Source organism: Fictibacillus gelatini DSM 15865 (assembly GCF_000430745.1).
GTDB classification, from domain to species: Bacteria; Bacillota; Bacilli; order Bacillales; family Fictibacillaceae; genus Fictibacillus_A; species Fictibacillus_A gelatini.
Map to the genome: position 1 here is coordinate 158,176 of NZ_AUMP01000001.1, position 24,391 is coordinate 182,566.

Genomic DNA, 24,391 nt, shown 5'->3' on the forward strand with positions numbered 1-24,391 from the left:
TGTCGAAAGATACAACAATATTGCTAAAGCAATTTTGTTGGTGATAAAAGGATGAATATTTACTCACCCTTTTATCACCTCTTATTCATCCCTTCATTACCTCTTAAAGACCTGGAATCCGGCGAGCGCAAATGTTGGAATGGAAGCCATACCGATGACAAGCAGCCAGTCGCGCAAATTGAGCGGAATCGTATGGAAGATGGATTGCAGGAATGGAATGTACATCGCGACAAGCAAAAGCAAGACCGATGATAAGACGGCTAGAACAAGGTATATATTTTGAAAAGGATTACGATGGAAAACGGATCGCTCGCTCCGGCAATCAAACACATGGATCAGCTGGGCCATGACAAGTGTACAGAAAGCTATTGTCTGTGCTCTGATGAGAAAATCCGGATTTTCCTTAAGCGCAATCCAAAATGCTAATGTTGTCACCGCTCCAATCATAAATCCCCTGGAAATTATTTTCCAACCCAATCCCCGTGAAAAAACGCCTTCATTTGATTTTCTCGGCTCACGTTTCATTACATTGTCTTCAGCCGGATCGACACCGAGCGCCATTGCCGGCAATCCGTCTGTTACGAGATTTACCCATAATATTTGAATCGGCAAGAGCGGAAGCGGCATTTTTAATAACATCGCGAACAACATAACAAGTATTTCCCCAACGTTAGAAGCGAGCAAATAGCGAATGAACTTTCTAATGTTTTCATAAATATTTCTTCCCTCTTCAATCGCCGCCCGGATCGTCGCAAAATTATCATCACTAAGGACGAGGGACGATGATTCTTTCGCCACATCCGTTCCCGTTATGCCCATCGCCACACCGATATTGGCGGATTTAATGGCGGGTGCGTCATTCACGCCGTCCCCCGTCATCGCCACGACATGTCCACGTTTCTGCAATGCCTTGACGATTTTCAGCTTATGTTCCGGTGAAACACGGGCATAAACATAAATATTTTCAACTTCCCGTTCTAATTCTTCCTCGCTCATCGCCTGCAAAGACGCGCCATCAACTACTTTTCCGTTTGGCGGTAATATGTCAAGTTGTCTCGCGATAGCGCTTGCGGTAACGACATGGTCACCGGTTATCATCACCGTTTTAATGCCGGCTTTTTGACAATCTTTAATGCTCCTGCGCACTTCTGGCCTTGGCGGATCGATCATCCCTTGCAATCCGACAAATGTAAGATGGCTTTCAGCTGATCGCGCCGAAGTTGCATCATCTGCCGATTTTAACGGTTTATAGGCGACAGCGATTGTCCGAAGGGCCTGGCTGCCAAGCGACGTGATGGCCTCTTTTACTTTTTCAATATGTTGTTGCCTGATCAATTGGCGTTTTCCATCCCATATAATATAGTCACATTTTTGCAAAAGGACATCTGGTGCACCTTTTGTAATCACAAACTTTTCACTATTTTTGTTTTGGATGACGACACTCATCATTTTCCGCGTGGAGTCAAACGGAAATTCGTCGAGAATTTCGATTTGCTCCAGCAATGATTCTTTTGTAATTCCTGCCTTCAATCCACTCACGACAAGGGCAGCTTCTGTCGGGTCGCCATTAATCGTATACGAATCTCTATTTTCCGAATAGACAAGTTCTGCATTGTTGCACAGAATGGAGTAAGATAGCAGCTGCAAAAGCGTTTCATCGTTTTCGATATTGCATTTCTTCCCATTTCTTAAAAACTCGCCAGTAGAGTCCCCGCTTCCTGTCACATTCCATGTTTGACCTTCTTTCCATAAATGTGTAACGGTCATTTTGTTTTGGGTAAGCGTGCCTGTTTTATCCGAACAAATGACGGTTGCACAACCAAGCGTTTCAACAGAAGGCAGTTTTCTCACAATCGCTTTTCGCTTAATCATTTTTTGTACGCCTAATGCAAGCGCGATCGTAACGATAGCAGGAAGTCCTTCAGGTATCGCCGCAACTGCAAGCGACACTCCGGATAAAATCATGCTGTATAAGTCATGCCCTTCATAAACCCCGACCGCGACTACAAGAACGGTCAATAATAGCGCGATTACAATTAAGATTTTCCCGAGCTGTTCAAGCTTTAATTGAAGCGGTGTTAAAAGGGTTTCTGCACTTTGGATTAAATGCGCGATTTTCCCCATTTCCGTTTTCATTCCCGTGCCGATGACGATCCCAACGCCGTTTCCTCTCGTCACCATCGTGCCCATAAACGCCATGTTCGATTGATCACCAAGTGGAAGTTCCCTCCCTCTTATGCTATCAGATGATTTATGAACAGGAAGGGATTCGCCGGTCAATGCCGATTCTTCAATATATAGCCCTTTTGCCGAGATGAGTCTCAAGTCGGCTCCAACCCGGTCTCCGCTCGAGATTTTAACGACGTCTCCGACAACCAACTCTTTCGCCGGAAGGTTCGTCCATGATCCTTCTCGTAAAACGGTAACGGTCGGCGCGGATAACTCCCTGAGCGCCGCAAGTGACTTTTCCGCTTTCCTTTCTTGAATGAACCCGAGAATTCCGTTCATGATGACAATTAAAATAATGGCGATCGCATCTAAATACTCTCCGAGCATTCCTGATAAAAGTGTGGCAGCTAGCAAGACAAGGACCATAAAATCTTTAAATTGTCCGAGAAATACGAGAATGGCCGATGGCTTTTTCGCCTCTTGCAACTGGTTGTAGCCGAATTCCTTTAACTTCCTCTCGCTTTCTTTGTCCGAGAGGCCCACTTTCGTATTACTGTTCGTCAGCTTTTCAACCTCTTCCTGCGATAATTCATACCAGTTCATACTTCCACCTCTGCTAGATTAGTTATAGTCAACTATATGCGGGCATGTCCCCAAACATGCTATACTTAATTGAGTAGAAAGAGGTGAATGATGATGAGCTTTGACGGAATTGTAACAAGAGCTGCTGCGAACGAATTGAGCGAGCGGCTTCTTTCGGGCCGGATTACAAAAATCTATCAACCTGATAAAACAGACTTATTGTTTACTGTTCGTGCGGGCAGAAAAAATTACAAACTATTGATTTCAGCTAATTCCTCGTTTGCCCGAATCCATCTAACGGAAAAATCGTATGATAACCCTCAAGTTCCTCCAATGTTTTGCATGCTATTGCGCAAACATCTGGAAGGGGCAATCATCGAAGAGATCGATCAAATTGAAATGGAACGGATCATTGAAATCAGATTGAAAAACAGGGATGAAATCGGTGACGAGACATATAAAAAGCTAATCATTGAGATTATGGGGCGACATAGCAATATTATTTTGATAGATGAAAAAACAGGGATGATCCTTGACAGTATTAAACATATTCCGCCATCTTTAAACAGGCACCGGACGATCCTTCCCGGGCAAGCTTATGTTGCGCCACCATCTCAGCATAAAGTTTCCCCGCTTGAGGAAACCGAAAGTGGACTCGTGGCGAAAATCGATTGGAATGCGGGACAAATTGACCGTCAGCTCGTTCAGCTTTACAGTGGAATCTCTCCGCTGATCGCTGCCGAGATTACATCAAGAGCTGGCCTACCAACAAAAGAAAGAATTGCCAGTGCTTTTTTCAATGTATTGGACAAGATATGCCGACATGAATATGAACCGCAAATGGTGGCCACAAACGAAAAAGAGTACTTTTCCGTTATTCATTTAACCCACCTGCAAGGTGAAGTGAGGTCATTTGAAACAGTTAGCGGGCTCCTTGACCGCTTTTTTTACGGAAAAGCGGAACGGGACAGAGTCAAACAACAAGCGGCCGACCTCGAACGGTTTATTCAAAATGAAATAGATAAGCTGAAAAAGAAAATCAAAAAGCTGAAAGCCACACTTCAATCGACGGAAAAAGCGGATCAATATCGGATCTTTGGCGAGCTTATAACCGCTCATATGCATTTGATTAAAAAAGGGGACAAAAAAGTCGAAGTGATGAATTACTATGAAGAAGGGCAGCCGGTTGTCACGATTGACCTTGACCCGTTAAAAACTCCATCAGCAAACGCCCAGAGCTACTTTAAAAAGTATAACAAGCTGAAAAGTTCCATCTCTGTCGTCAAGGAGCAAATTCAAATTGCACTAGAAGAGTTAGAGTACTTTGAAAGCTTAGGGCAACAAATGGAGTCGGCTTCCGTTAAAGATATTGCCGAAATAAGAGAGGAACTGGAAGAACAAGGGTATCTTAAACAGCGCTTAACGAGGCAAAAGCGGAAAGCAGGCAGCAAGCCGGAATTAGAATCTTATCTTTCCTCTGAAGGGATCCTGATCTATGTCGGCAAAAACAATAAACAAAACGATTATTTAACCCATAAGGCGTCCCGCCAAAATGAAACGTGGCTTCATACGAAAGACATCCCGGGATCGCATGTCGTTATAAAAGCGGAAAAGTTTGGCGAGAAAACATTGCTTGAAGCCGCGAACCTTGCCGCCTATTTCAGCAAGGCCCGCCAATCAAGTGCCGTGCCGGTCGATTATACTTTGATCCGCCATGTAAAAAAGCCGAGCGGAGCAAAGCCCGGTTTTGTCATTTATGACAACCAGCAGACCATTTACGTGACCCCAAGTGAAGATTTAATGCTTAAATTAAGGCAGAAATAGCGCGGACGAATGTCCGCGCTATTTGCTGTCGGGCAATACTCGAAAGGCAAAGCCAGACGCTGTTTGTGCCGCGGCTATTTTTTTGCGACCGTAATTAGCGCAAGACCGCCGAGCACTTCATGATGGCGGACGAATGATAAGCCAAGTTCATTCAAAAGAGCGGTTAACTCCTCGCTCGAGTAGCGATGGCGTCTTGTCGAGACGTTCGCCCATTTTAACATTGCCTCCTGTTCAAATCCGCTAATTCCATTTTCCCGGCAATATTGAAACGCCTCGGACTGCTTCATATGTAATGATGGATTTAACATCGCAAGACTGCCATCTTTTTTTGTCACTCGCACCATTTCCGACACGCCTTCACGCGGTTCAGGAAGCAAAAACATGACACAAGTCGATAGTGAAACATCAAACGTTTCATCCGAAAAAGGAAGCTTGCAAGCATCTCCAACAAGAAATTCCCCTTTTTCGCTGCGATTATGGAGAAAAAAGTTTTGCCGCGCAGCCTTTACCATTTCCGTGGAAAGATCAACGCCGGTCAGCTTTTCCGCTTCATCCGCCCCTCTTAAGAGAAGCCTGCCTGTTCCGCAGCCGACATCTAGCACCCTTTTTTCTTTCCAAGTGCCTGAAAGCTCTTTTAATGTATCGTGAATTGAACCTAACCATGATGTTCGCGCCATTCCATCAAAAAATGAAACAAGCTGATCAAATTCCTCGCCATTCATCTTTCTCAAAAAATACACCCCCTATTAAAATAGTAAACTCCAGTGCATTATTATTCATTATGCACTGGAGTCGTTCTTATGCTTCAAACCAATTTTCCGGATCTTTTTTCCACTCTTGCAACCTGGCTTGATGTTCCTCCGTAACATAACCTTCTTTTACGGCTACATCTATTAATGTACTATAATTTGTTAACGTTTGCACGTTAAGTTCGGCATTCGCAAGTTGCGCATTCCCTTTTTCAAGTTCGTATGTGAAAATGGCGGCAACACCTACAACATCGCAACCTGCTTCGCGCAATGCTTTAACGGCTGTTATACTGCTTCCGCCCGTAGAGATTAAATCTTCGATGACGACGACTTTCATTCCCGCATGTACTTGCCCTTCAATTTGCTTTCCTTTTCCATGGGCTTTTGCGCTACTTCTGACATAACACATTGGCAGATTTAACCGCTCGGCAACTAATGCCGCATGTGGAATTCCAGCCGTTGCCGTTCCTGCAATCATTTCCGCTTCCGGGAAGGATTCCTTTACAAGTTGCGTTAAGCCATCGGCAATTTTCCCGCGCACATCCGGGAATGAAAGCGTCAGCCGGTTGTCACAATAAATTGGCGACTTCAGCCCACTTGACCATGTATATGGCTCATCGGGAGATAATGTAACAGCTTTTATTTCAAGCAATTCTTTTGCAATTAGTTCTTTCATTCAGGCTTCCTCCACTCGCTTACTATTGTTTCATAGCTTTTTACCGGATTGTGTGAATGTGTAATGCTTCGTCCAACAACAATGAAATCAGAGCCTAATTTTCTTGCTTCAGATGGCGTTGCCGTTCGTTTTTGATCGTTTTTTTCATCGCCTTCCATGCGAATGCCTGGAGTGACCGTCAAAAACGCGGAGCCGCATTTTTCTTTAATTAAGCCTGCTTCAAGCGGTGAACAAACGACGCCATCCATCTTGCTTTCTTTCGCAAGAAATGCGTACTCGGCGACAACGTCGTTCATCGCTTTCGAAATAAGAAGCTCTTTTTGCAACATTTCTTGCGATGTGCTTGTCAATTGTGTAACCGCAATGCAAAACGGCCGTTTTTGCCCCTTAGCGATTCCGGACTCGAGACCTTCCACTGCCGCTTCCATCATCTTTTTCCCGCCGGCAGCATGCACATTGACCATGTCAACACCGAGTCCCGCCAGACGGTTCATTGCTTTTTGAACTGTCGTCGGGATATCATGCAATTTTAAATCAAGGAAAATCGAATAATTTTTTTCTTTTAATTCAGCGATCAACCCCGGGCCTTCCTGATAAAAAAGCTCCATTCCGACTTTAACCCAGAGATGTCTGTCCCCAAACGGCTCTAGAAATTGATTGACCTGCCTTTTATCCTGAAAATCGAGCGCAATAATTACTTCATTGTTTGTCATTATTTCCAGCTCCCTCCAATGATGTCCGTTATTTTTTCTACTCCCATCCGATCTAAGAGAGCGGGCAATTGTTCGATAATCATCGGGCAAACAAACGGGTCAACGAAATTCGCCGTTCCGACCGCCACACAAGAAGCGCCGGCAAGCATCATTTCGATGACATCTTCCGCACACATGATCCCGCCCATGCCAATAATTGGGATCGATACTTTTTGGCTTACTTCATAAATCATTCGGATCGCCACCGGTTTTACAGCCGGGCCGGAAAGGCCGCCTGTTTTGTTCGCGAGAATCGGTTTTCTCGTCTTTAAATCGATTCTCATTCCGAGCAATGTATTGATCATCGAAAGTCCGTCCGCACCGGCTTCTTCCACCGCCACGGCCATTTCGACAATATCAGAAACATTCGGAGAAAGCTTCACATATACCGGTTTTTTTGACACTTCTTTTACTTGTTTCGTGAGCTCATGGGCCACCTTAGCCTGTGTCCCGAATTGGATTCCGCCTTCTTTTACATTTGGGCAGGAAATATTTAATTCCAAAACGGAGACGAGCGGATGTTTTGATAATTCACGTGCAACGTGAACATAATCTTCAACTGTTGTTCCAGCAATGTTAGCGACAATCGGGATTTGATATCGTTCAAGCGCAGGCAGCTCGTTTTTAATAACTCCCTCAAGACCCGGGTTTTGCAGGCCGATTGCATTAAGCATTCCAGCATTCGTCTCTGCGACCCTCGGCGTCGGATTGCCGAAACGCGGCTCAACGGTTGTTGCTTTAATCGCGATAGCTCCAAGTACGCTTAAATCATAAACTTTCGCATATTCTTTTCCAAAACCGAAACAACCAGATGCCGGCATGATCGGATTTTTCATTGTAAGACCGGGTAAATTCACTTCAAGCCGGTTCATAGTTCCACCTCTCCAATCGGGAATACTGGCCCATTACTGCAAATTTTCACATAATCGAACGGTTCTCCATTTTTCACATGACAAACACATGCAAAACAGGCGCCGACTCCACAGCCCATTCTCTCTTCCAGAGAAAAATATCCTTTTTCCGGCTGGATGTTCGTCTCAATCGCCTTTAACATCGGCGTCGGACCGCATGAATAAAGCATGTCATAATCGAATGAGTTCTGTAAGATGACATCCGTCACGAATCCTTTGGTGCCTTTTGAGCCGTCAACTGTTGATACGTACACTTCACTGAATTCAGCAAACTTCTCTTCGTAAAAGCAATCTGCTGCAGATTGAAAGCCTAAAACGGAAATGATGCGGATACCGCGCTTTTTCAATTCTTTCCCTAAGTAATAAAGAGGGGGAACACCGATGCCGCCGCCAACAAGAAGTGCCGTTTGTCCTTTCTTTAAATCATTGACACCAAACCCATTTCCTAAAGGACCAAGCAAATCGACAACATCCCCCGGCTTTTTTTCGCTTAAAAGAGCAGTTCCGATTCCTTCTTTTCGGTAAAGCATCGTTAATTCATTTTTTTCGAGATCGACATCGCCAATCGAGATCGGGCGCCGCAAGATCGGATGATATCCATCACTTACTTTTAAATGGACAAATTGCCCGGGAGATGTCATCATTTGGACGACATCTCCTTTCACGACTAATTGAAAAATGTCGCGGGCGATTTTCTTCTGGGAAACGACTTTTACGAGTTCTTTTTTCATACGGATACCTCTTGATTCATTTGAAATGCAGGCATCGAACGAGCTGTAAAGGTTAATGATTCAAGCACCCCAAGCAGCGCTTCTGCCGTATCGAGGCTTGTCAAACAAACGACCCCGTTTTCTGCAGATTCACGGCGAATTCTAAATCCGTCACGCTCCGGCGCTTTTCCTTTCGTCAACGTATTGACGACAAATTGCGCCTCTCCCTGGCGAATGACATCGAGCAAGTTCTTTTCGGCTGAGCCGATTTTATGGACGACTTTCACCGGAATATGATGGTCTGATAGGAAACGTGCCGTTCCTTCTGTCGCCATAATCGTATAGCCGATTTCATAAAAGCGTTTCATTAATTGGAAGGCTTCTTTCTTATCTTTATCCGCTACCGTGAAAAGTACAGATCCATATGTCGGAATCTTCATACCTGAGGCAATAAGCCCTTTATATAACGCTTTTTCGAGCGTAACATCGCGGCCCATTACTTCTCCCGTCGATTTCATTTCTGGCCCTAAAAATGTGTCAACGCGGCGCAGCTTTGCGAATGAAAAGACCGGTACTTTAACAAATACTTCATCTTTTTCTTCGCGATAGCCCGTGCCGTATCCTAATTCTTTTAATTTTGCCCCTAAGATGACTTTTGTCGCGATATTGGCCATTGGCACACCGGTAATTTTGCTCAAGAATGGCACGGTACGGCTTGAACGCGGATTGACTTCTAATACGTACACTTCACCATCATGAAGGACAAATTGAATGTTGAGAAGCCCAACAATGCCTAATCCTTTTGCCAACTTAATCGTACGTTCAACCAATTTTTCCCGTTGTTCGTTCGAAAGATTTTGCGGCGGGTAAACGGCGATCGAGTCACCGGAATGGACGCCTGCACGTTCGATATGCTCCATGATGCCCGGAATATAAACGTCTTCGCCGTCAGAGATGGCATCAACTTCTACTTCTTTTCCTTCTAAATAACGGTCAATTAACACTGGGTGTTCAGGATTAACGTTGACCGCATTTTCCATGTAATGAAGCAGTTCTTCTTCTTTATAAACAATTTCCATTGCCCGCCCTCCGAGTACATAAGATGGGCGAACGAGAACCGGATAGCCAATTCTATTCGCGATGTTTACAGCTTCTTCAAGTGAAAACGCGGTTTTCCCTTCCGGCTGCGGAATTTGAAGTTCTTGCATCGCTTGTTCAAAACGGTCGCGGTCTTCCGCACGGTCCATATTATCAAGCGATGTTCCTAGAATTTTCACGCCTCTTTCTTCTAAAGCAGATGCAAGGTTAATGGCCGTTTGTCCGCCGAACTGAACGATAACCCCTTTCGGCTGCTCAAGATCGATCACATGCATTACGTCTTCAATCGTGAGCGGCTCAAAGTATAGTTTATCGGATGTGCTGAAATCAGTTGATACCGTTTCCGGGTTGTTGTTAATGATGATCGCTTCATAACCCGCTTCTTTAATAGCCCATACGGTATGGACGGTCGCGTAGTCAAACTCGATCCCCTGTCCGATGCGAATAGGTCCAGAACCAAGAACAAGTACACTCTCTCTATCCGTTTTTTCGGATTCATTTTCTTCGGCATACGTCGCGTAAAAATAAGGTGTTGCGGATTCAAATTCGGCCGCACACGTATCAACCATTTTATATACCGGCATGATTCCATTTTCTTTTCGAAGGTTGTATACATCGATTTCCGCCATTCCCCATGCTTTTGCAATCCATTTATCGCTGAACCCTTTTTCTTTCGCCTGTTTTAATAGTTCAACGTTCCCGACATTTTCAAGCAGCTGTCGTTCAAGTTCAACGATGCCTTTAATCTTCACAAGGAAGAATCGGTCAATTTTCGTTAAGCTCCAAACGTCTTCGATTCCCATTCCTCGTCTGAAACTTTCCGCTACACAATATAATCGTTCATCATCGGCAGTCATTAAACGCTTGTTCAACTCTTCGTCCGTCATTTTTTCAGCGTTATTCACTTCTAAATGATACGTTTTTGTTTCAAGCGAGCGTACAGCTTTTAACAGCGATTCCTCAAGGTTGCGGCCGATCGACATGACTTCTCCTGTCGCTTTCATTTGTGTACCGAGCTTGCGATTGGCGCCTTCAAATTTATCAAACGGCCAGCGCGGAATTTTTGACACGATATAATCGAGTGCCGGTTCAAAACTTGCATACGTTGATCCTGTCACCGGGTTGATGATTTCATCAAGCTGATAGCCCACCGCAATTTTTGCCGCGATTTTCGCAATCGGGTAACCGGTCGCTTTTGAAGCAAGTGCTGATGACCGGCTGACACGTGGATTGACTTCAATGACATAGTACTGGCTGCTATTTGGATCAAGCGCAAGCTGAACGTTACAGCCTCCCTCAATTTTAAGCGCGCGGATAATTTTAAGCGACGCATTTCGCAGCATTTGATAGTCTCTGTCACTTAACGTCTGGCTCGGGGCAACCACGATCGAGTCCCCTGTATGGATGCCGACAGGGTCGATGTTTTCCATATTACAAACGACAATCGCCGTATCGTTTTTGTCGCGCATGACTTCATATTCAATTTCTTTAAAACCGGCAATGCTTTTCTCAAGCAAAATTTGATGGACCGGACTTAAGTGCAAACCGTTAGAAACGATTTCTTTCAATTCTTCTTCATTCGTCGCAATACCGCCGCCGGTTCCGCCTAACGTAAACGCCGGGCGAATAATGACCGGATAACCGATTTCGTTGACAAACGTGTATGCTTCCTCAAGCGAATGGATAATCGCGCTTTCCGGCACCGGTTCATTTAATTCGCGCATTAGTTCACGGAAAAGGTCGCGGTCTTCCGCCTGTTGGATGCTTGAAAGTTCAGTCCCTAGAAGTTCCACATTGCATTCTTCCAAAATGCCGCTTTCTGCAAGTTCAACCGCTAAGTTCAAGCCGGTTTGGCCGCCAAGTGTTGCGAGTAGTCCGTCCGGACGTTCCTGGCGGATAATGCGGCTGACAAATTCAAGATTTAAAGGTTCGATAAATACTTTATCGGCCATCGTTGTATCTGTCATGATCGTTGCAGGGTTCGAATTCACCAGGATAACTTCAAAGCCTTCTTCTTTTAACGCCTGGCAAGCCTGTGTTCCGGCATAGTCAAATTCAGCAGCCTGTCCGATCACAATTGGACCGGATCCGATCACAAGGATTTTTTTTATGTCTTCACGTTTAGGCATTTTTCAAACCTTCTTTCTTGTTGTTTTTCATTAAAGCAATAAATTGATCGAACAACGGATTCGCATCATGCGGCCCGGGCGACGCCTCTGGATGATATTGGACGGAGAAAGCCGGCTTATATTTATGTTTTAATCCTTCCACCGTCCCATCATTTACGGCAATATGCGTCACTTCAAGGTCCGTGCCCTTAATTGAATCCATATCAACGGTGTAGCCGTGATTTTGCGCCGTTATTGAAATTTTGCCAGTCGAAAGTTCTCTAACAGGGTGGTTGGAACCGCGATGTCCGAATTTTAATTTTGTTGTGTTCGCACCTGATGCGAGTGCAAATAACTGATGGCCCATGCAAATGCCGAAAAGCGGGATTTCTTTCTCCAATATCGCATTGATCATCGGAAGCGCTTCAGGCACGTCTTTCGGATCTCCAGGACCGTTGCTTAAAAACACGCCGTCCGGATTTAACAAGGAGATTTCTTCCGCAGTCGTGTTATACGGTACGACGATAACATCACAATCTCTGTCCACGAGTTCGCGCAAAATGCCGCTTTTTGCGCCATAATCGACAGCAATGACGCGCAAGCCGCGATTCGGAATATGATAGGCATCTTTTGTTGAAACACTTGCAATCTGGTCTGTTCTCTCAGGCATATTTTTCAATTCTTGAACAACTTCTTGAGCATTTCTTTCTGCGGAACAAATTTTTCCTTTTAACGTACCGTAGTTGCGGATAATGCGGGTTAATTTCCGCGTGTCGACTCCTTTCAGACCAGGAATGTTTTTTGCTTTCAACAGTTCATCCATTGTCGATAATGCTTGAAAATGGCTCGGGCTATCGCATGCTTCATGAACGATGAGCCCGGCTGCCGCAGGTGTGATCGATTCAAAATCGTAGCGGTTCGCCCCGTAGTTTCCAATTAGCGGGTAAGTTAATGTCACGATTTGACCACAATAGGATGGATCTGAAAGAATCTCCTGATACCCGGTCATTCCCGTATTAAATACCACTTCGCCATCACGTTCTTCTAAGCTTCCAAACGCTTCGCCGTAAAGTACATTTCCGTCCTCTAATACCAACATTCTTTTCATGCGTTTACACTCTTCCTTTCAAACTTGATGTTTCCTTCTACGATGGTCATGACCGGCCACCCTTTACAATTCCATCCCGCAAACGGCGTGTTTTTCCCTTTTGATGCAAAACGTTCCGGGTTAATAGCCTCTTCATGCTCAAGATCGATGACCGCAATGTCTGCCGTTTTTCCTTCTTCAAGCGAGCCGAATGGGAGATTGAACGCTTTTGCCGGATTGATGGTTAAATGGTCAACGAGTTCTTTGAGCGAAATAACGTTTTTCAAAACGAGATTCGTATATAGCAATGGAAAAGCAGTTTCAAGACCAACGATTCCAAACGGCGCAAGTTCCATTCCTTGATCTTTTTCTTCCGCAGTGTGCGGTGCATGGTCAGTCGCGATGAAATCGATGACACCTGTCTTTAATGCTTCAATGAGTGCATCCCGATCTTCTTTCGCTCTTAGTGGCGGATTCATTTTAAAGTTTGGATCAAGTTCAGGTATGTCGTCTTCGCATAATAAAAGATGATGTGGAGTAACCTCTGCCGTAACTTTAATGCCAGCCTCTTTTGCATCTTTTATGACGCGAACCGATTCTTTCGTGCTTACATGGCAAACATGGTAGCGGCTGTCCGCTGCTTCTGCGAGCAATACATCTCTTGCAATTTGAACAGCTTCACATACGGAAGGTATTCCGTTAATGCCGTGCTTTTTGGAAAATTTCCCTTCATGTACGGAACCTTTGTTAATGAGCGTATTTTCTTCACAATGAGCAACGATTACCATCTGATGTTCCGCTGCTTCTTTCATTGCATCAAGCATCATTCCTGCCGATTGAACACCTACTCCGTCATCAGTGAAAGCAAAAGCACCAGCTTCTTTTAACTGTGCAAAGTTCGTCAGTTCACGCCCTAATTGCCGTGTTGTAATCGAAGCATACGGCAACACACGTACATGTGCCGTTTCCTTAATTCTTTTGTTCAACCATTCCAGTTGTTCTTTCGTATCTGGGACCGGGCGCGTATTTGGCATGGCCGCAATTGTTGTAAATCCACCGTGGGCGGCAGCTTTCGTTCCAGTTTCGATCGTTTCTTTATGTTCACCACCCGGCTCACGTAAATGGACATGTAAATCAATCATTCCCGGAATGACGAGCTTACCACTTACATTAATGACGTCATGGCCAGTCCCATCAATTTCTCCAGCGATTTTCGCAATTTTCGTTCCATCAACAAGTATGTCTTTTGTTTCAAGATTTCCTTGATCGTTTAATATTTTTCCGTTTTTTAACAATGTTGCCATTTTAAATCCTCCTTCATAATGGATGTTAATGCCCATTTTAATACTGCCATGCGGATAAAAACGCCATTATGCATTTGCTTGAAAATTCTCGAACGCGGCACTTCTACAAGTTCACTCGCAATTTCTACATCGCGGTTAAACGGTGCCGGGTGCATAATGATGCTATGCTTTTTCATCCTTCTTTCACGTTCAATCGTTAATCCGTACCGCTCGTGATATTCTTCCTTTGAAAGCCCCATTTTTGCTTCGTGGCGTTCATGCTGAATGCGGAGCATCATAAGGACATCGGCCATTTCAACCGCTTCATCAATCGAAACATAAGGAAATTCTTTCATCGTTTCATCAAACCATTCAGGCGGTCCCGAGAAATACACGTTGGCTCCGAGGCGGGTTAACACTTCGGCATTCGACCTTGCTACCCGACTATGTTTAATGTCACCGACGATCACAACGTTTAGGCCCTGAATGACGAGGTACTCCTGCTGGATGGTCAATACATCAAGTAACGATTGAGTTGGATGGTTTCCGCATCCATCTCCGGCATTAATCAGAGGTATATTGATTTTTCCAACGAGATCATCAAAATAACGATCCTTTGAGTGACGAATGACAACTGCTGAAGTTCCGATTTCCTCTAATACGCGAATCGTGTCATAAAGCGTTTCTCCTTTTTGCACGCTTGAGACATCCGCTTGAAAGTTTAGCACTTCAAGCCCTGCTTTCTTTTCAGCGACTTCAAAGCTAAATCTCGTTCGAGTGCTTGGTTCAAAGAAGAGGTTCGCCACAAAGGTTTGCCGTTTCGGCGTCCATATTTCACCTTTTGAAAAATGATCCGCATCCCTTAAGATCTCTTCGATATCATTTGTCGGTAAATCTTTCATTGTCAACAAATTGTTCATTTAAAACCTCTCCTTTTATGTTTTAAAAAAACCACCCTAAAGGATTTTAGGGTGGTTTAAAGAAAGAGACGCTATGGTTGCTTCCCTTTTTTATTCACCCTTCTAAGTCTCTCGTACTTAGTTAAAAGGCTGTTTATGCAGCTGTTTCATCATTTCCATCTTTTGGTCCAAACATGTTTTGCCCGGCTTCATCTTTTTCCCGTCCCGGCAGAACAAGATTTAGTAAAACTCCGATAATGGCGGCGAGCGCCATTCCTCTCAGTTCAAATGCGCCAATCTTAAACGCCGCTCCCCCGATTCCCGTTACGAGAATGACAGAAGCAATGACAAGATTTCGCTTGTTTCCAAAATCTACTTTATTATCAATCAGCATCCGTACACCGGCAGAGGCGATAATCCCGAAAAGAAGAATGGATACGCCTCCCATAACGTTTTGTGGGATCGAGCTAATTAATGCCGTTAATTTTCCGATAAAGCCAAACATGATTGCAAATACAGCGGCACCGCTTATGACAAAGACAGAGTAAATTCTTGTAATGGCAAGCACCCCGATGTTTTCTCCATATGTCGTTACCGGAGGGCCTCCGATGATCGATCCTATAATAATCCCGATCCCGTCACCAAGCAATGAACGATGCAAGCCCGGCTCTACAAGGAAGTTCCGGTTGACAATTTTCGAAAGTACCATCTGATGTCCAATATGTTCCGCGATTGGCACAATCGCAATCGGCATCATCATTAGCGCAATCGTCCAGGTAAAATGCGGCGTGTAATTGACAAATGGAATGAAGAAATCAGGTACGGCAATCCATGATGCATTTTGTACGGCCGAAAAATCGACAAGTCCGATGAAATACGCATATGAGAAACCAGCAATGATTCCGATTAAAATTGGAATTAAGCTGAAAATCCCTCTTAAATAAATCATGCATATAATCGTTACACCAAGCGTCACTAATGCGACCGAAAAGTGTGCCAGACTATAGGCTTTTGTTGCAGGGTCGTTCATCGCCATTGAGACCGCATTAGCCGCAAGTCCTAAACCGATAACCATAATGACCGGACCCACAACGACCGGGGGCATGATTTTCATTAACCAGTTTAACCCGAACGATTTTATAATAAGGGCCACAATTCCATAGACTAGCCCGGCAAGGAAACAGCCGACCATCGCCATCTCCTGGCCGCCAAGAGTCTTCGCCAAAAGAATCGGCGTGATAAAAGCAAAGGACGAACCAAGATAAGCCGGAATTTTCCCTCTTGTAATGATCTGATAAGCGAGAGTAGATAAACCGCTTGAAACAAGGGCAACCCCCGGATTCATATGGGTTAAATAAGGGACAAGTACAGTAGACCCGAACATAGCAAACAAATGTTGGATGCTTAAGATGATCCAACGGTTCCACTTCGGCACTTCATGTACATCAAGGATCATATTTTCATTTTTCATCATTTTCCACCTCGCTAATATTAAAGAAAAAGCCTCTTTTGCAGGAGGCAAAAGAGGCGTTAAGATGTATACGGGTAGTATGTGCGTCACCCGCATGCTCATATTCGCCCTTTGATAGCCTCTCTGGACTATATTTAAAAGGGTTTAGCGGTAGTTCAAAAAGTCCGGGAAACATTGCCTGCGAATTTCTGCGTCAGCTTGCTCCTTCGCTCCTCACGTATTAAGATACGCTCCGGTGCTCGGAGACTACGCTTCCTTGAACTTCTTGGCTCTGTTTGTCCTCCTTTTTGAACACTCATTTATTATTCATTTATCGAAACTTCATCTTTTCCGTCTACTTCCGAAAGCGAACAGGCAATGACTTCCGTTTGCGATGTTGGAACGTTTTTTCCGACATAATCGGCCCGGATTGGCAGTTCCCGGTGTCCTCTGTCTACTAAAACGGCAAGTTGCACAAGGGACGGTCTTCCTAGATCCATGATCGCATCCATCGCGGCTCTTACTGTACGTCCTGTATAAAGGACATCATCGACTAAGATGACTTTTTTGTCCGTTAAGTCAATGGGGAAATCCGTTCCTTTTAATTCCGGTTCTTGATTTTGTGTTTTCACTTTCAAATCATCCCGATAGAGCGAAATATCAATAACCCCAACGGATACGGGTTTGCCTTCAATGGTTTCAATCCGCTCAGCAAGTCGGCGGGCCAGAAATTCTCCTCTCGTTTTAATCCCGGCTAGAACAACGTGATCAATACCTTTATTACGTTCAATAATTTCATGAGCAATCCGGGTCAGTGCCCGGCGTATCGCCTGATCGTCTAAAATAACTGTTTTCTTCACCGTAATCACCTGCCTGAAGGTTTATACTCGAATAGCCTTAAAAGAAAAGTCCCCTCGCCGTACGACGAGAGGACATGGGTTGACTTACTCCACCTAAAAACCGTTTCCTTCTCAGTCTCACGGGACTTGAGTTAAAGGACTATTCATTTCACTATTGATTATTACAAAAGTACGTCTGATTGTCAACTTATTTTTGCCGCAACTGGTCAATGAGCCGCTGCATATCATCGGGAATAGGCACTTCAAATTCCATATATTCACCGGTCCGAGGATGGTCAAAGCCGAGAAGACCGGCGTGAAGCGCCTGTCCATCGATTGGCAATGTCTTTTTCGGGCCGTATTTCGGATCGCCCGCAAGCGGAAAACCGATATACTTTAAATGAACGCGTATTTGATGTGTTCTTCCCGTCTCCAGTTTGCACTCAATGAATGTATAATCGGAAAAACGCTCTAAAACATTAAAATGGGTCACCGCTTCTTTGCTGTTTTCTTCGGTTACCGTCATTTTTTGCCGATCGCTTTTATCCCTGCCAATCGGCGCATCAATCGTTCCATAATCATGTGGAATGACGCCATGGACAATCGCTTTATATTTTCTTGTCGTTGTTTTCGCTTTTAATTGATTAACTAGCGATTCGTGCGCCATATCATTTTTTGCGACCATTAATAACCCTGTTGTGTCTTTATCAATTCGGTGAACGATTCCCGGCCGAAGCACCCCGTTGATTCCTGATAAATCTTTGCAATGGGCCATCAACCCGTTCACAAGCGTTCCTGTATAATTGCCGGGAGCGGGATGGACGACCATTCCGCGCGGTTTATTGACAACAAGGACGTCAAGGTCTTCATATACAATATCAAGGTCCATCTCTTCCGGAATAACATCAAGCGGTTTCGCCTCCGGGATCGTGATTGATATGACATCCCCCTCGCTACATTTATAATTCGTCTTTACTTCTTTTTGGTTAACCGTAACAACGCCTTCTTTAATCCAGGCCTGAACTTGGGAACGTGACCATTCCTCGTTCAATGATGATATGAGCTTATCTATTCGCTCGCCTGTCTGGTCTTTTTCTATTCTGATCTCTATTTCATCCATGAAGGCTCTCCTTTTTCCGTTTACTTTCTAAATACGTGTGAATAAAAATGAAAATAACGCCAATCGTCAGCGCTGAATCCGCTATATTGAAAACAGGAAAATAGTAATGAACAATAATTACACCTATAAAATCGACAACTTCCCCGCGGAAAATTCGGTCGACAAAGTTTCCAATGGCTCCGCCTAAAACGAGTCCAAGCGCAATTTTTAACAGCAGCTGATTTTTTGGCACTTTTCCCATGTAGTACATGACGGCGATGATAACGATAATCGTAATAATGATAAAAAACCACATTTGATTTTGTAAAATGCTGAATGCAGCTCCCCGATTTCGTTGTGATGTAATATAAAAAAGATGACGTATAACGGGTATTGTTTCACCGTATTCTAAATGTTTGACAATCCACCACTTTGAGAGCTGATCAAGCCCGAGCACAAGCGCCGCTAACAAATAATAATACAATATACTTCTTCCCCCGACTCTGATAAATTTGAAAACACGTTAAAGTGCCCTTTCTATGTACTTAAAAAATTTTAGCATAGGACGAAAAGATACACAATGAATTGTAAAGAAGATGAATATGAGAATTACTCCTCATATTCATCTTCTCTATCTTCAGCATTCATATATTGATCATATTGGATATTTCTTTGAAATGACACGCTGTCGTCACCTCTGTAACCGTATATATCCGTTGAAGCGATCGCCTCGACCTGTTCGACATAGCCCATTCCGTCCTGGCTATCAATATTAGAAGAATCATCAAACGTCATGCTGTTATCGTTATAAGAAGCAACAATATCATACGCATTTTGTTCGTTGTATTCCGCTTCATCACTGCCCGTATAATATTCTTCTTCCATATCATGAATTACCTTTTCCTCAATGGGGCGATCATACCATTCGGCTTCATCATTCGGTGAAGCTTCTACCACCGTTCTTGCCGTAGGAATCGCTTCTAATCGCTCCATAGGAATAGGTTTGCCGGTCACTTCGCAAATTCCGTATGTCCCATTATCGATCCGTTGAATAGCGTCTTTTATATCCTCTAATTGTTCGCGCAAATGCTCACGCAGGCTCAAGTCTTTTTCTCTTTCATACAATTCCGTGCCTGAATCAGCCGGGTGGTTATCATATTGTGATAGCTCGCTCGTTGATTGATTTAAGCTTAATCCATGCCCAAATTCATCGTTATCTTTAAGCCTTTCTTCAATCCTCTTTTTTTCTTCCAACAATTGTTGCTTGATCTTGTCATATTTACCCATGTACGATCTTCCTTCCGCCATCAATAGTCTGTTTTAGTTTGACCACATATGCGGAAATTATGAACCCCCTGCAAATACATGCAGGGGCTAGTTTTTACTGATAATGTTTGGTTACGATATCAGCACATGAAACACAAAGTGTAGGATGATTCGGATCCTCTCCGACCGTATTCGAAACCACCCAGCAGCGCTCACAAGTCTCACCGCTTGCCGGTTTTACCTCGATGGCAAGATGGTTAAATGATTTCGCAGCCTCAGGTGCTTTATTTTTCTCAGGGCCAATTTCCACTTGTGAGACGATAAACAATTTCTTTAAATCTTCCACATTTTCTAGCCATGTTTTAAGTTCCGGAGTCGGATATAACGTAATTGAAGCCGTCAATGATTTACCAATCACTTTTTCATTTCTAGCTTCTTCAAGCGCTTTAAGTACTTCATCACGTGCTTCCATAAATAAATCCCACTCTTTTTCAAGCTTTTCTGTGTTTGGAAGCTCTTTTACCTTCGGCATATCGGTTAACTGTACGCTTTCCTCTTTTACCCCCGGGATGTAGCTCCATACTTCGTCAGCAGTATGTGCGAGGATCGGGGCAACTAATTTAGTAAGCGAAATTAACGTTTCATAAAGAACAGTCTGGATGCTCCGGCGTTTAGGATCATTTTCGGCATTAATGTATAACGTATCTTTTGCAATATCAAGGTAAAAGGCGCTTAAATCAATCGTACAGAAATTGTGGATCGCATTATAAACCGTTAAGAATTGATAATCGTTGTATCCGTTAAGCACTTTTTCTACCAGTTTATTCAATTTTACAACCATATATTTGTCAAGATCGCTTAATTGTTCAAAAGGCACTGCATCTTTTTCAGGATTGAAATCATTTAAATTTCCAAGCAAGAAGCGAATGGTATTACGAATCTTCCGGTATACTTCAGCGACTTGCTTTAAAATATCATCCGAAACACGGACATCTGCCTGATAATCGACGGAGGATACCCAGAGGCGGATAATATCGGCTCCTAATTGTTTCATTACTTTAATCGGATCAATCACATTACCAATCGATTTGCTCATTTTCCGCCCTTCACCGTCTAATGCAAAGCCATGGCTGATGATCGTTTTATACGGCGCTTTTCCGGTAATCGCAACTGAAGTGGATAGGGATGAGTTAAACCAGCCGCGATATTGGTCAGAACCTTCCAAATAAACATCGGCCGGACGCTTGAGGTCATCACGCTCTTCCAATACGCTCCAGTGAGAAGATCCTGAATCAAACCAGACATCCATAATATCCGTTTCTTTTGTGAATTTGCCATTTGGGCTGTGCGGCGATGTAAAGCCTTCCGGCAGAAGGTCTTTCGCCTCGCGCTCAAACCAGATGTTTGAACCATGTTCGCGGAAAAGTTTCGCAACATGGCCGATCGTTTCTTCCGTCAAAATCGGCTCGCCATCTTCGCCGTAAAATACCGGGATCGGGACTCCCCATGCACGCTGACGGGAAATACACCAATCTTCGCGGTCTTTAATCATATTATAAAGCCTTGTTTCACCCCATCCTGGATGCCAATTTACTTCTTTAATGGCGGCGAGAATTTGCTCGCGAATGCCTTTAATCGAAGCGAACCATTGGGCAGTCGCCCGGAAAATTACTGGCTTTTTCGTCCGCCAATCATGCGGGTAGGAGTGGGTGATAAAGCTCAGTTTAAGCAGTGCACCCTGTTCTTTCAGCTTTTCAGTGATCGGCTTATTTGCTTCATCATAAAATAGCCCTTCAAATCCCGGTGCTTCGTTTGTCATATACCCGCGGTCATCGACAGGGCAAAGCACATCGAGATTGTACCGCCTTCCGACAAGGAAGTCGTCTTCCCCGTGTCCTGGCGCTGTATGGACACACCCTGTACCGGCATCTGTCGTGACGTGTTCCCCGAGCATAACAAGGGAATCGCGATCATAAAACGGATGTTTTGCTACGACATATTCCAGTTCCTTACCTTTTACAGTCTGGATCACTTTCGCCTCTTCCCACTCAAGCTCTGCTCGAAGCGTCTCAAGCAAAGCTTCGGCAACTAAATATTTCTGTTCATTTACTTCAACAATCACATAATCAAGGTCAGGATGAACTGAAATACCAAGGTTTGCTGGAATCGTCCAAGGGGTCGTTGTCCAGATGACGATGTTAACGTCAGTACTTAACACGCCGTTTCCGTCTTTCACCGGGAAAGCAACATAAATGGATGGGGACTTCTTGTCATAATACTCAATTTCCGCTTCAGCAAGCGCCGATTCTGAAGATGGCGACCAGTATACAGGCTTTTGCCCTTTATAAATCAATCCGCGTCTTGCCATTTCCCCAAACACTTCAATTTGGCGGGCTTCATAGTCTTTCGTTAATGTAATATAAGGATTCTCCCAATCTCCGCGAACGCCGAGACGTTTAAACTGCTCGCGCTGACGATCGACCTGGCTGAGCGCATATTCGGCGCATAAGCGACGAAATTCCGCGATCGACAACTCTTTTCGTTTCACTTTCCCGCTTTTTGTAAGAGCCGTTTCAATTGGAAGACCATGAGTATCCCAACCGGGTACATATGGGGCATTGAATCCCGTCATCGATTTAAAACGAACAATGATATCTTTTAAAATTTTATTTTCCGCATGTCCAATATGAATATCGCCATTCGCATAAGGAGGTCCATCATGAAGGACGAACATCGGACGTCCCTTCGTATGCTCCTGAACCTTTTTATAAATGTCCATTTCTTCCCATTTGCTTTGGATTTCTGGTTCCCTCTGCGGCAAGTTGCCGCGCATTGGAAACTCTGTTTTTGGCATCAATAACGTATCTTTGTAATTCATAAAATTCCTCCTAAAACGATTAAATTATTTAAAAAAACAAAAAACCTTCTCGCCACTAAAGGGACGAGAAGGTTACCCGCGGTACCACCCTAATGAGCTTTCTATGTAAGAAAACCCGCTTGAATTCGTATCGTGAATGAACGTCTACACTTACTAAGGGTTTGGCTTATTCGAAAGCCTTTTCTACTGTTCGGCATAGAAACTCCGGGGTGATCTTCTGCACTCCGTCCTGCCGGGCTCACACCATCTCCGGCTCGCTAAAAAAACAATTGAATGCATACTCTCCCCATCATAGTCATCACTATATAATTTTAATAAGATGTTTTAACAAAGTATATTCTATATAAACGGAAATCGTCAAGAATTTATTTTATCTCCAATTTCAATTCATCAGATTCTTCCATTTGCTCAAGTGCATCCCAATCCTCGTTTTTTACCATTTCCAGCTGCGCTTCAATCAACATTCTGAATCGCGCGCGATAAACGGACGATTGCTTTTTCAATTCTTCAATCTCCATTTGAATCTTTCTTGATTTCGCAAGTGCATCATTAATGATTCGGTCGGCGTTCTTTTCCGCTTCTTTAATAATAAGCCTTGCTTCTTTGTTGGCGTTGCGTTTTACTTCCTCCCCTGTTTCCTGGGCAACAAGGATCGATTTATTTAACGTTTCTTCAATATTTTTGAAGTAAGCAAGTTGTTCTTCAAGTTTCTCTACTTTTTCTTCAAGGTCTTTCTTTTCACGAATGACACTTTCAAAATCTTTAATCACTTGATCTAAAAAATCATTCACTTCATCTTCATTATATCCACGAAATCCTCTTGTAAACTCTTTATTATGAATATCCAACGGTGTTAAAGGCATAGTATGCCACCTCCACTAAAGCTTGGTGTTAATACGTTATTTCGACAATATTATCAGCATTCCTTCTATAAGTCTTAAATTATTTTAATATCCCATATTTAATTCGCCATTTTTCTTTCTTTGTTTTCCCTTCAACCGCAATCAATTTCGATCGGCCGAATCCGCGCAAAGATAAATAATCGCCTTCTTCTACTTGAAAGGAAGGCTCATCAATAATTTTCCAATTGACTTTTGCTTTTCCCTGTTGAATGAAGGGAACAACCCTGGAGCGCGATAAATTGTAAACTTCCGCAAGGACTCCATCGAGCCTTAAAGATGAGACCGTCCCCTCTTTTTCTTCAAAGGTTTCTACTTTTTGTATTAATTCACTCTCAGCAATATCGAAAAGCTTGACAGTTGCCTTTCCGATTTTTTGCAAATTCATTTTGACATAATCAGAAATTTCACGGGCGACAATCAATTGAATCTTTTCATCTTCAAGTAAAATATCACCGAATTTTTCTCGTTTTACTCCGATGTTCAAAATAGCTCCAAGGACGTCGCGATGGTTGATTGTAACGAACCTGGCGGGATAATGAACTTCGATAGCGGCCACCTCGTAATCGCTTTGTTCTGGTTCATAGTACGAGGGATAAATTAACGCCCGTTTTCGCTCACAATAAGAAGAGCCTCCCCAAAATGAGAGGCGCACATCCGCATCTTTGCCGATTATCTGTGTAACGATTTGCTGCTGTCTTGGATCAAGAAAATCGGTTAATTTCATTGCATACCGATTCATGGCGTACTCTTTCCATTCTAGAACTTGATCGACGAACGCATATTCATCCGGACGGAAATGTTGATATATGCTCATAAGCTACCCCTTATCCAAAATGAGTGTAATACATTTCCACTAATGCTCTTACTCCGGTCGATGCCAGATTTAACACCAAAAAGGCTGCAATTGGCGAAATATCGATCATCCCGCCAATCGGAGGTATGATTCTCCGGAAAGGAGATAAAAAAGGTTCAACAATCCTCGCTAAAAATTGACCGATCGAGCTATTCTGGGCGTTCGGAAACCACGATAACAGTATGTAAGCAATCATTATATAGGAATAGATTTCCATTAACCGTATCATCCAACTCCCGATCTCTGCTACTAACAA

At 43.7% G+C, this 24,391-nt stretch carries 20 protein-coding genes and 1 other annotated feature; of the genes, 1 reads left to right on the forward strand and 19 read right to left on the reverse strand.

Translation table 11 applies throughout. From position 1 onward, the window contains the following. Positions 1–96: 96 nt before the first annotated feature. Positions 97–2,772, reverse strand: coding sequence for a calcium-translocating P-type ATPase, SERCA-type (locus H538_RS0100825; protein WP_026675928.1), 2,676 nt, complete (start codon positions 2,770–2,772; stop codon positions 97–99). Positions 2,773–2,862: 90 nt separating this feature from the next. On the opposite strand from H538_RS0100825, the gene H538_RS0100830 reads away from it, so the two are divergent. Beyond that, positions 2,863–4,575 (forward strand): Rqc2 family fibronectin-binding protein, encoded by a 1,713-nt coding sequence (locus H538_RS0100830; protein ID WP_322786379.1) that lies wholly within the window; start codon positions 2,863–2,865, stop codon positions 4,573–4,575. A 74-nt stretch (positions 4,576–4,649) separates the two neighbouring features. Here the strand turns inward: H538_RS0100830 and H538_RS0100835 are convergent, their stop codons facing one another. The 18 genes from H538_RS0100835 to H538_RS0100925 all read right to left on the reverse strand — a co-directional run bounded on the left by H538_RS0100835 (position 4,650) and on the right by H538_RS0100925 (position 24,364). Then, a complete protein-coding gene (locus H538_RS0100835; RefSeq protein ID WP_245595183.1) occupies positions 4,650–5,297 on the reverse strand; it encodes a class I SAM-dependent methyltransferase in 648 nt (215 codons plus the stop codon). A 76-nt stretch (positions 5,298–5,373) separates the two neighbouring features. Beyond that, positions 5,374–6,000, reverse strand: a complete 627-nt coding sequence (gene pyrE / locus H538_RS0100840) for an orotate phosphoribosyltransferase (protein ID WP_026675931.1) — start codon at positions 5,998–6,000, stop codon at positions 5,374–5,376. Next, the gene (gene pyrF, locus H538_RS0100845; RefSeq protein ID WP_026675932.1) at positions 5,997–6,713 is read right to left on the reverse strand and encodes an orotidine-5'-phosphate decarboxylase; all 717 of its coding nucleotides are present in this window, start codon (positions 6,711–6,713) and stop codon (positions 5,997–5,999) included. Before pyrF ends, pyrE begins: the two co-directional genes overlap by 4 nt. Beyond that, positions 6,713–7,624: a dihydroorotate dehydrogenase gene (locus H538_RS0100850; protein ID WP_026675933.1), complete on the reverse strand. Its 912-nt coding sequence runs from the start codon at positions 7,622–7,624 to the stop codon at positions 6,713–6,715. The genes pyrF and H538_RS0100850 overlap by 1 nt, the downstream gene beginning before the upstream one ends. Continuing rightward, positions 7,621–8,394: a dihydroorotate dehydrogenase electron transfer subunit gene (locus H538_RS0100855; RefSeq protein WP_026675934.1), complete on the reverse strand. Its 774-nt coding sequence runs from the start codon at positions 8,392–8,394 to the stop codon at positions 7,621–7,623. The genes H538_RS0100850 and H538_RS0100855 overlap by 4 nt, the downstream gene beginning before the upstream one ends. After that, entirely contained in the window at positions 8,391–11,600 is a 3,210-nt protein-coding gene (gene carB, locus H538_RS0100860) for a carbamoyl-phosphate synthase large subunit (protein ID WP_026675935.1), read from the reverse strand. Before carB ends, H538_RS0100855 begins: the two co-directional genes overlap by 4 nt. Continuing rightward, complete coding sequence (gene carA / locus H538_RS0100865) at positions 11,593–12,687, reverse strand: glutamine-hydrolyzing carbamoyl-phosphate synthase small subunit (RefSeq protein ID WP_026675936.1); 1,095 nt, start codon at positions 12,685–12,687, stop codon at positions 11,593–11,595. Before carA ends, carB begins: the two co-directional genes overlap by 8 nt. Then, on the reverse strand, positions 12,684–13,970 hold the full coding sequence (locus H538_RS0100870) for a dihydroorotase (protein ID WP_026675937.1): 1,287 nt from the start codon (positions 13,968–13,970) through the stop codon (positions 12,684–12,686). The genes carA and H538_RS0100870 overlap by 4 nt, the downstream gene beginning before the upstream one ends. Further along, positions 13,955–14,869 carry an aspartate carbamoyltransferase catalytic subunit gene (locus H538_RS0100875; protein WP_026675938.1) on the reverse strand — a complete coding sequence of 305 codons (915 nt, stop codon included), beginning with the start codon at positions 14,867–14,869 and terminating at the stop codon, positions 13,955–13,957. The genes H538_RS0100870 and H538_RS0100875 overlap by 16 nt, the downstream gene beginning before the upstream one ends. 133 nt (positions 14,870–15,002) lie before the next feature. Further along, the gene (locus H538_RS0100880; RefSeq protein WP_026675939.1) at positions 15,003–16,319 is read right to left on the reverse strand and encodes a solute carrier family 23 protein; all 1,317 of its coding nucleotides are present in this window, start codon (positions 16,317–16,319) and stop codon (positions 15,003–15,005) included. A gap of 302 nt (positions 16,320–16,621) precedes the next feature. After that, positions 16,622–17,158, reverse strand: a complete 537-nt coding sequence (gene pyrR, locus H538_RS0100890; RefSeq protein WP_026675941.1) for a bifunctional pyr operon transcriptional regulator/uracil phosphoribosyltransferase PyrR — start codon at positions 17,156–17,158, stop codon at positions 16,622–16,624. Positions 17,159–17,345: 187 nt separating this feature from the next. Further along, complete coding sequence (locus H538_RS0100895; protein ID WP_026675942.1) at positions 17,346–18,257, reverse strand: RluA family pseudouridine synthase; 912 nt, start codon at positions 18,255–18,257, stop codon at positions 17,346–17,348. Further along, complete coding sequence (gene lspA, locus H538_RS0100900) at positions 18,250–18,720, reverse strand: signal peptidase II (protein WP_026675943.1); 471 nt, start codon at positions 18,718–18,720, stop codon at positions 18,250–18,252. Before lspA ends, H538_RS0100895 begins: the two co-directional genes overlap by 8 nt. Before the next feature lie 125 nt (positions 18,721–18,845). Beyond that, positions 18,846–19,523 (reverse strand): TraR/DksA C4-type zinc finger protein, encoded by a 678-nt coding sequence (locus H538_RS0100905; protein WP_026675944.1) that lies wholly within the window; start codon positions 19,521–19,523, stop codon positions 18,846–18,848. 94 nt (positions 19,524–19,617) lie between these two features. After that, positions 19,618–22,380, reverse strand: a complete 2,763-nt coding sequence (ileS, locus tag H538_RS0100910) for an isoleucine--tRNA ligase (protein WP_026675945.1) — start codon at positions 22,378–22,380, stop codon at positions 19,618–19,620. A gap of 56 nt (positions 22,381–22,436) precedes the next feature. Next, positions 22,437–22,682 (reverse strand) — a binding site (T-box leader). A 63-nt stretch (positions 22,683–22,745) separates the two neighbouring features. Next, a complete protein-coding gene (locus H538_RS0100915; protein ID WP_026675946.1) occupies positions 22,746–23,243 on the reverse strand; it encodes a DivIVA domain-containing protein in 498 nt (165 codons plus the stop codon). A 79-nt stretch (positions 23,244–23,322) separates the two neighbouring features. Then, positions 23,323–24,096, reverse strand: a complete 774-nt coding sequence (locus tag H538_RS0100920; protein WP_026675947.1) for a YlmH family RNA-binding protein — start codon at positions 24,094–24,096, stop codon at positions 23,323–23,325. Between the two features lie 10 nt (positions 24,097–24,106). After that, positions 24,107–24,364, reverse strand: a complete 258-nt coding sequence (locus tag H538_RS0100925; RefSeq protein ID WP_035349854.1) for a YggT family protein — start codon at positions 24,362–24,364, stop codon at positions 24,107–24,109. Between the last annotated feature and the right edge of the window lie 27 nt (positions 24,365–24,391).

Excerpts from the sequence above, each read along its gene's own strand:
- H538_RS0100880 (WP_026675939.1), bottom strand. The coding sequence starts at position 16,319 with ATGAAAAATGAAAATATGATCCTTGATGTACATGAAGTGCCGAAGTGG.
- H538_RS0100870 (WP_026675937.1), bottom strand. The coding sequence starts at position 13,970 with ATGGCAACATTGTTAAAAAACGGAAAAATATTAAACGATCAAGGAAAT.
- carA (WP_026675936.1), bottom strand. The coding sequence starts at position 12,687 with ATGAAAAGAATGTTGGTATTAGAGGACGGAAATGTACTTTACGGCGAA.
- H538_RS0100905 (WP_026675944.1), bottom strand. The coding sequence starts at position 19,523 with ATGGGTAAATATGACAAGATCAAGCAACAATTGTTGGAAGAAAAAAAG.
- H538_RS0100850 (WP_026675933.1), bottom strand. The coding sequence starts at position 7,624 with ATGAACCGGCTTGAAGTGAATTTACCCGGTCTTACAATGAAAAATCCG.
- H538_RS0100835 (WP_245595183.1), bottom strand. The coding sequence starts at position 5,297 with ATGAATGGCGAGGAATTTGATCAGCTTGTTTCATTTTTTGATGGAATG.
- pyrF (WP_026675932.1), bottom strand. The coding sequence starts at position 6,713 with ATGACAAACAATGAAGTAATTATTGCGCTCGATTTTCAGGATAAAAGG.
- pyrE (WP_026675931.1), bottom strand. The coding sequence starts at position 6,000 with ATGAAAGAACTAATTGCAAAAGAATTGCTTGAAATAAAAGCTGTTACA.
- ileS (WP_026675945.1), bottom strand. The coding sequence starts at position 22,380 with ATGAATTACAAAGATACGTTATTGATGCCAAAAACAGAGTTTCCAATG.
- H538_RS0100830 (WP_322786379.1), top strand. The coding sequence starts at position 2,863 with ATGATGAGCTTTGACGGAATTGTAACAAGAGCTGCTGCGAACGAATTG.
- H538_RS0100925 (WP_035349854.1), bottom strand. The coding sequence starts at position 24,364 with ATGATACGGTTAATGGAAATCTATTCCTATATAATGATTGCTTACATA.
- H538_RS0100915 (WP_026675946.1), bottom strand. The coding sequence starts at position 23,243 with ATGCCTTTAACACCGTTGGATATTCATAATAAAGAGTTTACAAGAGGA.
- H538_RS0100855 (WP_026675934.1), bottom strand. The coding sequence starts at position 8,394 with ATGAAAAAAGAACTCGTAAAAGTCGTTTCCCAGAAGAAAATCGCCCGC.
- H538_RS0100825 (WP_026675928.1), bottom strand. The coding sequence starts at position 2,772 with ATGAACTGGTATGAATTATCGCAGGAAGAGGTTGAAAAGCTGACGAAC.
- H538_RS0100920 (WP_026675947.1), bottom strand. The coding sequence starts at position 24,096 with ATGAGCATATATCAACATTTCCGTCCGGATGAATATGCGTTCGTCGAT.
- H538_RS0100895 (WP_026675942.1), bottom strand. The coding sequence starts at position 18,257 with ATGGATGAAATAGAGATCAGAATAGAAAAAGACCAGACAGGCGAGCGA.
- carB (WP_026675935.1), bottom strand. The coding sequence starts at position 11,600 with ATGCCTAAACGTGAAGACATAAAAAAAATCCTTGTGATCGGATCCGGT.
- H538_RS0100875 (WP_026675938.1), bottom strand. The coding sequence starts at position 14,869 with ATGAACAATTTGTTGACAATGAAAGATTTACCGACAAATGATATCGAA.